Annotated in this window: 7 protein-coding genes; all 7 read right to left on the bottom strand. The window is 49.5% G+C overall.

What is annotated here, in order from left to right:
• Position 1: 1 nt before the first annotated feature.
• Entirely contained in the window at positions 2-2368 is a 2367-nt protein-coding gene (locus OCU60_RS08545) for a beta-ketoacyl [acyl carrier protein] synthase domain-containing protein (RefSeq protein WP_074372468.1), read from the bottom strand.
• Positions 2365-3831, bottom strand: coding sequence for a D-alanine--poly(phosphoribitol) ligase (locus OCU60_RS08540; protein WP_074372467.1), 1467 nt, complete (start codon positions 3829-3831; stop codon positions 2365-2367). Before OCU60_RS08540 ends, OCU60_RS08545 begins: the two co-directional genes overlap by 4 nt.
• 1 nt (position 3832) lies before the next feature.
• On the bottom strand, positions 3833-5770 hold the full coding sequence (locus tag OCU60_RS08535; protein WP_074372466.1) for an aminotransferase class I/II-fold pyridoxal phosphate-dependent enzyme: 1938 nt from the start codon (positions 5768-5770) through the stop codon (positions 3833-3835).
• On the bottom strand, positions 5767-6033 hold the full coding sequence (locus OCU60_RS08530; protein ID WP_205410477.1) for an acyl carrier protein: 267 nt from the start codon (positions 6031-6033) through the stop codon (positions 5767-5769). Before OCU60_RS08530 ends, OCU60_RS08535 begins: the two co-directional genes overlap by 4 nt.
• 7 nt (positions 6034-6040) lie before the next feature.
• Positions 6041-7075: a methyltransferase gene (locus tag OCU60_RS08525; protein WP_074372464.1), complete on the bottom strand. Its 1035-nt coding sequence runs from the start codon at positions 7073-7075 to the stop codon at positions 6041-6043.
• A gap of 66 nt (positions 7076-7141) precedes the next feature.
• Positions 7142-9697 carry an aminotransferase class III-fold pyridoxal phosphate-dependent enzyme gene (locus OCU60_RS08520; protein ID WP_074372463.1) on the bottom strand — a complete coding sequence of 852 codons (2556 nt, stop codon included), beginning with the start codon at positions 9695-9697 and terminating at the stop codon, positions 7142-7144.
• Positions 9694-12282: a biosynthesis protein PigD gene (locus OCU60_RS08515; protein WP_074372462.1), complete on the bottom strand. Its 2589-nt coding sequence runs from the start codon at positions 12280-12282 to the stop codon at positions 9694-9696. Before OCU60_RS08515 ends, OCU60_RS08520 begins: the two co-directional genes overlap by 4 nt.
• Between the last annotated feature and the right edge of the window lie 5 nt (positions 12283-12287).

Below are 12287 nucleotides of genomic sequence, written 5' to 3'. Positions count from 1 at the left end.
GTTATCCGTTATCCGTTGCACCACCGGCTTGTTCGATGATCAGATGGTAATTGATACCGCCCGTACCGAATGAGTTGATGGCCGCGATACGTCCTCCCGCATAAGGGTAAGGCCAAGGGATGGTCTGCTGAGGAATGTCAGCCGGAAGATCCGTCAGCATTAACTGAGGATTGATTTGATCGCGGATCGGTGTCGGTGGAATCTGTTCATGTTCAAATGCACTGAGCACTTTACACACACTCAGGGCGGCGGCACCGGCAAAGCAGTGACCGAAATTGTATTTCACCGAGCCAATGAATAACGGTGCGTGCTGTTGTGTGGCATCTGGTGAGTTGTTTTCGCGCTGATAATGCTGTCGAATTGCACTGATTTCTGAGATATCCCCCAGAGCGGTACCCGTTCCGTGAGCCTCAATGTATTGAATCTGCTCCGGTGCGACGTCAGTCAGTGCCAGTGTTTTTTCTATCGCGAGAGATTGTCCTTCCGGATCCGGTGCGGTCATTGAGCGGCTGTCACATGAGCCGGAAATCGCATGAATCGTTGCGAGCGCTTCCGAATCATCGGGTTGACGGGAGAGAATAAATACACCACCGCCATCACCGGGAGTAAAGCCATCATTTTTATCGGCAAACGGACGAATCCGAGATGTTGAGAGCATCATCTGGGCACTACACAACACTAAATCGCGTTCCGTTGTTGCCATTTCAATACCTGCGACGATCACTTGATCGTAACGCCCGGACTGCAATGCTCTCACCGCATCATGCAGTGCGGCCATCGAGCTGGCACATGCGGCCTCAACTGCATAACAGTCCGCCTTAATCCCTAACTGCTGCGCGAGCAACATCGCTGAGCCGATACCACTGGCACCATACCAGTTCCAACGGTTTTGCGGTTGTGGCTGAGGGCGAGGGAGTGTGATCGTCTGAGGTAATTGATCCCATAAATGACGCACAGTACGAGTCCGATCGGGGGTCAGCGATAAATTAGTTGCGACAATAATCGCTGTTCGACGATGGGGATCGGGTGATGGCAGCGATAAACGAGTGCTGCCATTGAGCAAGTATTGCTGGGTAACATCCAACCGATGTTGCTTGGCCGGCATCATCGGTTTCTCGGCAGTCACGTCCTGAATCTTGTGGCTGGGAAAGCACATCGCTTGACGAATATAGGTACTGAGTTTTTGGGGGTTAGGACGAAATAACGCCACCTGATGCAGTTGCCCGGCAGATAATGGCTGAATGGTATCGCCCCCTTGGGCCAAGGTTTGCCAGAACAGCGACTTGTCATGGCCGAGTGCTGTCAGCGGACAGTAATCCAAAAGCCGGATCGGTGCCTGTGGATGAAGAACGTCTTTATTCACGGGGGTCGGACCGATTCGCCATCTGGGGCCGGTGAATGAATGACCGCTACAGTGCTGTTTCTGCTCGCGTAGCATTTCGAGTAACTGGCAGAACACCTGATTGGCACCGGCAAAATAGTCACGATGATCTGGGGTTATCTCCGTTGATGGCAGCGTATCGATATCGCCTAATTCAGCAAGAACCGGCCATTGGTTCTCCTGAGCAACATTAACTGGGCAAACCAGCAGACTAATCGCCCCTTCCAGCCAAGTCTGATTTGCGCAAACCCCTTGTTCCAGTAACAGGTTGGCTTGCTCTGCATAGTGAAAACATTGAATCGATGTCAGAAGAGCAACCTGGCTGTCTTGATAGCGAAAACTATCTTGTGCCAATTGCAACAGCCGTAATCCCCCCAGATCAGCACCGTCGATGGTCTGACATTTTCCGCGGGTCTGGGCAAAATGAGCAATCCGGGCTGGGATACTGGAAGCCATTTCACCGATACGGTCATGAGAAGAGGCGCCCCAACTTTGTGCGAGTTGCTGTTTATATGCATCAATCTGTTGTTCTGTTTCTTGCGGTGTATTGCCTTGTTCTGTCAATTGATCGCCAAGTAGACGTAATGCCTGAACTTTCGCAGCATTACGATAGGCAGCGTCGCTCCCCAGATGTACCGCACAGAATTGATCGCAGTGATCCCGTAGGGATTCCGGGAGCGAAATCTGTTTGAACACGTCATCCGCGGCGAGCAATGCCAGCCGGGTTTCTTTACTGACCGCCTTACGAAACAGCGGGGGAATCGCGAACTTTCTGAAATCAAAGTCCTCATCATTGACTTGGCCGATAGAGAGCGGGGCTTTAGCGTCCAGCTCGGTTTCTAAATGTTGCCATGGCGAACCATAATGCTGTTGCACCAGTTGTTGCCATGCTTGTGGCTCTGACAGGTGATGCAGATGGCGTTGACCGGGGAAAACGCACCCAATACTGACTATCGCCAGTCGGTTGTTTGATTGATCTGAACTCATCGTGGCGTGACCTCCGCTAAACGTCTGCGGTCTACTTTGCCATTGGGATTCATCGGTAATTGCTCCGTTATCACCAGTTTTTGCGGCAACATATAAGCGGGGAGTTTCTCCCGAAGAAACTGCTTGATAGCAAGCAGACTCAATTTGGCATCCGCTGCTTTCAGAACGGCCACCATGACCAACTGTTGGCTCAGCTCACCGAGTTCGACAAACAAGGCCACCTGTTGAATCGCAGGGTGTTGGTATAAAGCCGACTCGATTTCTCCCAGCTCAACCCGATAACCGTTGATCTTGACCATATCGTCGATTCGACCACGATAGATGAGACCATCTCGGGTCATCTCCACGCGATCGCCGGTTGCATGGCACTGTTTGGCATGGCGCGCGGTTTGTCGCGATTCGGGGGCATTGAGATAGCCCGGTGTGACACAAGGGCCTGAAATCAATAACTCACCACTCACACCGATGCAGTCCGGGAGCTGATGACGCTGACCGGTATCATCTTCAATATCACCCTGAAGACCAGCGAGCGGATACCCAATCGGGATATGACTCAGCTGAGATAAACGGTCACGATCAATGGTGTAAGCGGTACACACATTGGTCTCTGTCGGGCCATACCAATTGCTGATCCGACAGTGACGGGGGAGATGTTCAAGCAGTTGACGAAATGCCGCTATCGGGTAGGCTTCACCAGCAAAAACAACGCGTCTTAGTGACGCTGTCACATCTTGATTGAGGAGACCGCTTTTTTCCATCATCGCCAGAATCGAAGGAACGCTGTACCACACCGTGACTTGGTGTTGTGCAATCCCCTCAATCAAGGCCGGACAATTCTTCTGTTCGGACTCTCGGATAATCCAGACGCAAGCACCGACGGAAGCCGCAGCAAACAGATCAAACGTACTCAGATCAAAAGCAAAGCTGGCATGATTGGCCAATATATCTTCGGCTTGTAACGTCATATCAGCAATCGCCCATTCGATGAAAAAGTCGAGCATCGTATGGGTGAGCTGAACGCCTTTGGGTTGACCGGTTGAGCCTGAGGTGTATAACACCGCCGCAAGCGAATGATTGAAGGTCTGAAAATCCTCAATGGCTGCTATCGGCACCGGTTGATGATCGAGTGAGTCCAGCCAATCCTGATCGATGATGAGCACTGGCCGGGCAATGTCGATAATCCGCTGAATTCTCGATTCCGGTTGGCTGAAATCAACCGGAATATAGTGATTGTCTGTCAGCCATACCGCATAAATCGCTGCAACCGTATCCGGGCTTTTGGGCAGATGAAGCAAAATCCCCTGATGAGATAGATCCATCTGCTGTAGTGCTGCAGCAATTTGCAGCACCCGTTGACCCAGTTGTGCATAACGCCAGTGCTGCGTTCCACAACGCAGCGCTGAACGATCCGGTGTATGACGAATATGTGATAACAAACGGTTTAAAATCGTTGGTATCGCCATATTATGCCTCCGCGATGGCAACTTTTTCCCGTACTCGGGCCGTATCTGCCACAGGGACGCCCACCTCAAGTGCTGAATCCACTAAGATTTGATAGGCTTCATCGAGATCCTGACGAGTATGCTCACTGGTGACACTGATCCGCAGCCGGGCATCACCGACACTGACGCCGGGGAAGACCACGGTCTGGCAATACATGCCGCGTTTTCTGACCGCACGGCCAAACAGTAAAGTCTTCGCATCATCACCGACCACGACCGGAATAATCGCTGAATCAGAGTTTTCCAGATCAAATCCGGCATTGAGCAGACGTGTCCGGAAATAGTAAATGTTATCCCACAGACGAGTGAGACGTTCTGGTTCACGGAGCATGATGTCAATTGAAGCGATAACCCCCGCAGCGACATGGGCCGGGATTGTGGCGGCAAAGACATAGGAATTGGAATAGAAGCGTAAATATTCGACTACGTCAGCATCGGCACAAACATATCCTCCCAATCCTGAAAGTGATTTGCTCATTGTTCCCAGTTCGAGATCGACCTGACCTTTCATATTGAAATGTTCGGAAGTACCGGAACCGGTTTTCCCTAACACGCCGGTTGAATGGGCATCATCAACCAAAACTTTAGCGCCATAACGTTCCGCTAGTTTGACCAGACGCGGCAGATCGACGATATCGCCGTGCATACTGAACACCCCGTCGGTCACAATCAGTTTTCCGCCCGGATGATCGGCATACTTCGCCAACGATTTTTCTAAACTGGTCAGTGAGTGATCGTAAATCTTGCGTTGTGCGCCAGCCAGTTTACAACCATCTTGAATACTCATGTGGTTAATCGCGTCGGTAAACACCAGATCATGTTTACTGGTCAGGGCAGAAATACAACCGAGGTTGGCCGAGTAACCGGATGGATAAACGATACAGTCGTCCCGTCCTTTCAATTTTGCCAGCTTGCGTTCCAGTTCTAAGTGCAGCATGTTACTGCCCGCAATAATCCGACAACCGGTATTCGTCGCACCGTATAAACCCGCTGCATCCTGAATTGCTTGAATGACTTCCGGATGACTGGATAGCCCAAGGTAGCTGTTTGAGCCAAACATTAGAAATTCACGACTTTTCCCTGTGGTTTCATCAAAGATTACCGCGCGGTTCTTACAAGGTGTCTCAAGTGGCATCCCATACCAGTAAAGCTGGTTATCCCGTTTCTCATGATAAAATTTACGGAACTCACGTGCTTTATGAAACAGATCCGGATGTTGAATCCCGACGAAATCGCGCATGGTTCTCGGGTCACCCACTTGTTTACGATCGGCCTCTGAAGACATCGCAAGGTGCGCATATGGATCTTCGTCACTCGGTGCCGCAGCTTCCGTTTTGGCGATCACGGGTGGTTGATAGCCTTCACCGTCCTGCGGGAGCTGGCTGATAAGCGCAGCTTTCATCGCTGCCAGTGTATCGGCTTTTGGTAAGGTCAGTTTCGGATCGAGTCCCAGCATGGTCAGCAATTCACTCTGGACCGAGAGCACATTGATCGAGTCAATCCCTAAATCATTTTCAATCTGAGCATTCATATTGAGAGATTCAGCAGGGTAGCCGCTATTGTTAGCAAAGACCTGACAAATCATGTCGTCCAACCAATGATTTTTCGCCGTGGGGGCAACCGCGGACGTAGCGCTCGGTAACTGATAAGCCGTAGATTGAATCGCGGACATGATATCCGCAATTGTGTCGATCTTATCTGTCGCCAGTGGTGCTGCAAGTTGCAGTTGCTTGGTCAGTGTGGTGGCAATATCCGCCAATGCAATTGAATCAATGCCTAAATCATTTTCCAGGTGGCTGCTCATTGATAATGCATCGACCGGGTACTCGGTGATTTCGGAAAATGTTTGCAGAATGAATTGCTGTAGCGCATCAGATGCTGCTTGGTTATGTTCTGTCATACTTGTTCTCCTTCAGTTTGATTCCCTTTCAGCCGTTCAACCAGCGAAACCATCGCGGCAACAGATGCAAAGTTTTCCGGATAAATATCCTGCATTTTGATCTCAACCTGCGCCTCATTCTTTAAAAAATCGACTAGATCGAAAATTGCTGCGGAATCAACAATATTCAGCTCAAATAATGGCGTATCGCGCTCTAAACCGTCAGTGTCTCCGTCAAGAAACTGTTGGGCGATATGCTGGATTAATTGGTTCGTTAACATCATGAGCTCCTTACAGATTGGTCGATTGAGGTTTATCACCGCAGATGAGTGTCCGGGGACCGGATAGTTCGATAATCCGAACATTTTCAAATCCGACAGCCCGGAAGCGTGCCAGATATTCCTCGGTACTACTTTCAATGCCACCATCTGTTGAAACCAGCATGTTGAGTGAGAGCAGGGCGGTAAACTCAGGGCCGGATTTTTCATCATTCAATGGTGTTTCTGATGCCATAAAGCGTCCGCCGGCTGGCATCGCTTCATAGATGTTCTTCAAGATAGTTATCTGAATTTCCGGCGCATAGTCATGTAACATCCAGCCCAAATGAATCAAATCGTGATCCTGTAACGATAGATTTCCCGAAATTACATCACCTTCGATGACATTGATTCTGTCGCCATAGCCTTGAACGGCTAATCGATCACGCAGAAATGCACACGCTTGCGGCAGCTCGCAAATTGTCAGATGGATATCGGAATTGGTCCCGGCAACGGCAATTGGCAATGTACCGATACCACTCCCGATATCGAGGAACGAATCATGCTGAGTGAAATCGTAATCTTGAATAAACCCTTCAATGAACGGGGCTGCAAATTTCCCCAGAAACTCCTGAAAATCAGTCACATCATCTGGGTTTTGATAAAGAATATCGAACCAGCTTCGGTTATCCCCGAATACGGTCTGACGTTGATTGGTATCACTGGCGACTGCGGTTTTCAGCTCACCCCATAATGGGTACAGGAATGTATCGATATGACGGCCTAACCATCCCAGCCACATCGGCTCACTACTAACCAAAAAGGAGGCATGCTCCTGTGGCAAGTGGTAGTTCTCGCCCTGTTTTTCCAAATATCCCATCGCGCGAAGTGCGATCAGCATTTGCTCGACGGAGCGAAGCGGACTATTGAGTTGGTCGGCAATCGCCTGAGCGCTTAAATCTTCGTTGTGTAAATGGTCAAATAATTTTAAATCTAATGCCGCAGTCAGTGTTTTCGCCTGAAAAAAGCCCATCATTTGATTAACAGCGTCTTGTTTTGTTAGTGTCATGAAAAATTCCTTTATAGGTGCTCAGTTTTAATTTCAGCGATTGAATTCCGTGAATGAATTCAGTGCTCAGTCCATAAATGTCGAAAGTTCTTCACAGACATCAGCAAACGCAGCCACAAACCGTTCCATCTCTTCCTGTTCAATAATCAACGGTGGTTGAATACGAATCACGGTTGAGCTGTTAGCGGTGATAAATGTCAGAATGTTGTGATCCAGACATAATTTGGTGACAAACTTCATACAGAACATTTCACCCAGTGATTGCTCCATACGCGTCATGGCAATTTGGAGGTGTTCACGGACCGGATCCGGTAAGAACTTCCATGTGGTGTGCCAGTCACCAGGCAGGCGTGTCGCAAATTCACGAGCCGATGCCGCAACCGCTCCGGCAAAAGATTGCTCGAACTGAATCCCCAGCATGAGTCCACGCCCGCGAATTTCCTTGATAAACGGATATTGCGCGGCTATCTCTTCCAAGGCTTGCTTGAGATATTGACCAGAGCGAGCTGAGCGTGCCGGCAAATCTTGGGCAATTAATTCTCGCAACGCACTCAGGGCAACCACAGAGGCAACGTTACCGCCACCGAATGTTGAACTATGAACCAGAAAACGATCCGCCGTACCATAGGCTTGTTGCCAGATATCAGCACGGCACAAGGTTGCACCAATCGGAACCAAACCTCCGGAAAGAGATTTCGATAGGATCATGACATCCGGCTCTAGGTTGTCCCACTCACAAGCGAACAGTTTTCCGGTGCGAGCGAGCCCGGTCTGAACTTCGTCCATCATGAGCAGTGTTCCGGTTTCCCGGCATAGTTGCTGAGCGCGTTGCAGATAACCTTCGGGGAAGAGATGCACACCGCCTTCTCCCTGAATAGGTTCAAGGATCAGCGCCCCGACATCATCACGTCGGATTGCGGCTTCTAATGCTTCTGGATCTGCGAAGGGGACTTCCACCATGTTTTCTAACAGTGGCTGGAAATAACGACGGTGTTTATCGCGACCGGTGAGTGAGAGCGCACCGAGTGTTTTACCGTGATAACTGTTGTTGATATACGCAATTCCCGGTTTGCCCGTCGATGCTTTCGCAATTTTGATTGCCGCTTCGACAGCTTCAGTGCCTGAGTTACTGAAAAAGACCCGGCCCATGTTTCCCGGGGAGAGGTAACACAGCAGCTCCGCGAGTTTTGCGGTCTGTTCCGGGATCGAAATATATTGAATGAAGTTGGGCCCTTGTGCATCGAGGTAATCTTTCAATGCGTTCACCACGGGCTGAGGGTTGTGACCGAGACTCAGACAACCATATCCCGCAACCATATCCAGAAAGGCGGTGCCGTCTGCCGTCCATAATGTTGTCCCGGATGCACGTTGGAACACATTGTCGCAATGCTGTAGACGAAGAAAATCAACCATCATTGGATTCACATACTGACGGTAACGATCCAGTGTGTCTTCACGTTCGGCATCCTGACTGAGCAGCCCATCAATGAAAGCTAACTGAGCAGACGAGGAGGTCGCAGTGCTGTTCTCGTAAATATCATGGTGATAATAGCGTTTGAGGTTTGTGACCTGTTGGCGCTCGAGTCGCTCTCCGAAAGAGGCGAGCGGGTAGGCATAGAAGCCGTGTCTTTCTGCAATTTCGCCGATCTCAAGCACTTTTTCCGGTGGCAGATAGCGACCTAACGAGAATTTTTCACGCCGGCCCTCTAAAGCCAAAACGATGGTTTCGGCCATACAGCCATTTAACTGTTGCTTGATGGTTACGTTCAATGACTCGCCACCGAGTTTGACGGCATCGGTCGCTGTGACACAGCCGCCGTCGATGATCAGAATATCTTCTCGCTGAGGGCGTACTTCGGTATCGACATCCCGGGGGAGTGCGATATCAATAAAGATTGAACCGGGTTGAAGACGAGCGGTTTCGATAATGCCACCGGAAGAGGTTGCTCCCGCAAATAAACGGCATGACTGGTAGAGCGTCTCCGGGTCTCCGGTTAACGTGACACGGTGGTGATACTGTTCCGGCAAATGACTGAGCAATTCAGCCTGATCTTTATGGCTGGCACGATGCAGTAGGTAAAGTGAATAACCTTCTGCCAACAAGAGCCGACTCAAAGCCAGACAGATCGAGCCGGGATAACCGACAATGGCAATCGGTTCTTTTTCTGGATCGATATCCAGCCATTCTGTAATCTGGCGTAGTGCACGGTAACCCGCGTATGTTGTCAGTGAATTCCCTGATGTCACCGGTACCGGTGATTTTTCAGCGGTGGCTTCTCCGCGTCGTCCGACAATCGAAGTAAATCCGCCCAGACCGACCAGCTCAGCCCCCTCGTCAACTAGCTCTTCTATGCCCTGAATTACCCGTTGTGCGATGACACGCGGTTCAGCCAACATTTCGTCAGCAACCAACGGCATATAACGAATAATCCCTTCACATGTTGCCCCGGTTGCGGATGTGATCCGGGCAAAGTTCATAAATGGCACGAGATTTTCTTTATGCCATAACTCTCGGCTGTAACCACTGTGGAGTTCATTCGAACTACGCTGAAGCAGATCCAGCATTTTGACATAACGTTTTAAACCAACAGATGTTGGATGAGCAATGAACCCGAACTTCATGATGTGACTTCCTTTGCTTGAATGTGGTCGAATGATTGGCTGGCAGTCTCTGATGGGCTGGCGGCCGCTGTACGTTGTTGTAAGGTTTCTTTATCACAGGGGTCGCGCTGCCAGCCTTTGGCGGTTGCCAGTGAAATGCCATCCCCTTCATTGTTATGACCGAGAACCACGGAAAATAAGTTGAGTCGCTTCGGACTCGTCAGCGCATCACGGATGACGGTTTCATCAAAATGGGTCAGTGTCTGATTTTTGATCTGAAAGTCATTGATGCTCTGTTCGAACGCCGGTTGATCGAGGTTCATCAAACGCATTTGCCGAGAGGTCCGGTTAAAGAGAATCCGTTCCTGGTAGGTATTGATGACGGATAATCCACCGTTGCATAAATAGAACACCGTAATGCTTTTATTCAGCGAATCCGGATGCGTGAGAATGTTGTCGATAAATGCCGGCAACATATCAGGCACAATCCCTTTTGCACCGTCACCGATGAATGCAATGACATGTGTCGGACTGGTGTGTGCCAGATAGGTGGTTGCCATCAAAGCATCCCCCATTAAGGCCCGACCATACCAGCCTGAAAAACCGCGCCGGGTTCTGGCAACATTTCTGACCGCAGAAATCCCGCATCGGCCCACATCATAAATGCCGGTATAGTCATATGACTGAGTTGCAATTAAATCTTCAATCACCCGATTGAGTTGCGAGAAGAAGTAGTTCGGTGACATCGGCAGCGTCGGTAAACGACTGACGACATCTGAAGGTGAGTCCAGATAAGTACGAATCAGCGCCTGACGTTTTTCCCGTAGGTTATCACTGACATTGAGGTTGGCTTTTACCGCCTTGAGGAATGCGAAACAGTCCATATGGAGATGGATATTGGCATAAGGCGACAAATGATGTTCATCATGGGTTAATTGAACAAGATGAACCTTATTTTCTAACCGGCCATCGGAGAAGGGCGTGGTGATCTGAGCCACGCGGCTTTTGATCATGAACAGGCTCTGCGCGTGGAGTGGATTGATCTTATCTTTGGTATGCATGAAGTTATAGACGCGTGGGCTATAACCGTAAATTGCCAATGTACCGAGATAGTGAGGGTTCAATTTCCCCTGATAATATTTCGGTGCCGTACCGGGGTGTGCTAATGAATCAACCAGCGCAATACCGGCCTCGTCAGCGATTTCATGGATCAGGGCATATTCATCATCGGTCACTGGTCCTAGCTGCCAAATGAGTTTTTCCGGACCGTCGTTGATGAGTTGCATCGCCTGTTCGAATGCTTCGCTTGATATAAATGAGCTATCCGAAGGTTGAATCGGTAGAGACGAGACATCACTGATCACATGCTCCAAGGGGAGGCTCGATTCCAGCACATTCTGTGTGGCGAGAATCACGACAGGCCCTTGATTGAGATGATACAACCGGAAGACTTCAGTCAGTCCTTCAGTCATTTGACTTACATCGTGAATATAGACATATGGAATCCGTCGGGCTTGCAGGACTTCCCGCATGTCTTCTGTCGGCGTTAGCGTCCCTTGGAAACTGTACCATTGGTTATTACGGTTTTCTGCAACCACCAAAATCCCTTTCGCTGCGGTTTCACGCAAGTTAGCTAAGGTGCCTTTGAACTCATCCATCATGCCGGACGTGACGACACCGAGAAATGGCATTCGATAAAGCTGCCAGTTTGCGATCGCACCGCAGGCGATTGCATGTTCATTCGGACCGCGTAGTGTTAAAGCACCATGTGCTTGTGCATGTTTATCCAGATAGCCAATGAGATTGGAGACAATGGAACCGGTGTAATAAGAGAATAGCCACCGATCTGGCGTCACATCCTCAAAGAACCGGATCAGTTGATCGGCCAATGTATTATGTAGCACCGCGGCACCTTCAGGCTTGACCCGTCGGTTGGCGTAGTTCATTTCAAAAAAATCCATCCACAGACAGAGGAGTTCTGTTTGGAAAACCTGAGGATCTTGAGAACGAACAATTTCTCGGTATTGTTGCGGTAAATAACGGCAAGGAGAGCGCAGACTACGAATAAATGTCACCGTAGAAAACGTGGTATAAAACGCAGGAATCCCCGTTTTTTGCATCGCGCAATAAAAGGCATCCAGATCGCGATCGATTTTCTCGATCTGATCATCGCTTTGCCCTAAAGAGGCTTGATCGTAAAACAGCATTCCCACCTGAAATGCCGATTGTTCTTCCAACGCATGGGAATAAACAATCTTACCGGTGGCTTCTGCGAGACTGCTGCACTGGATGACCTGAATGTTGATGGCTTTTTTCTGCTCTTTCAGAAAATGAATGGCTTTGCCTCGCGTCTCAAGATAGAGCTCATCATAAGATAAATCGAGGAGTTGCAAAGGCAGGTCTGACTGAATATGGACCTGATTAAATGAATAATCCCGGATATCATTCAATACACTCAGACCCGTCTGAAAAAAGGCGGGATCTTGCGTTACAACAATGACACCGACAGTAATTGTATCCAGTTTTATTTGAGACTGATCTTCGTGACTTGCTTGCCAAAACTGCTCATATAAGGCGCCGGAAGCGTTTGTTGCTTGTCCTATCATGGATC

The sequence above is a fragment of the Vibrio spartinae genome (assembly GCF_024347135.1).
Classification (GTDB): Bacteria; Pseudomonadota; Gammaproteobacteria; order Enterobacterales; family Vibrionaceae; genus Vibrio; species Vibrio spartinae.
The sequence above is the reverse complement of the archived record's forward strand: the minus strand, read 5'-3'. Positions and strand labels throughout refer to the sequence as shown.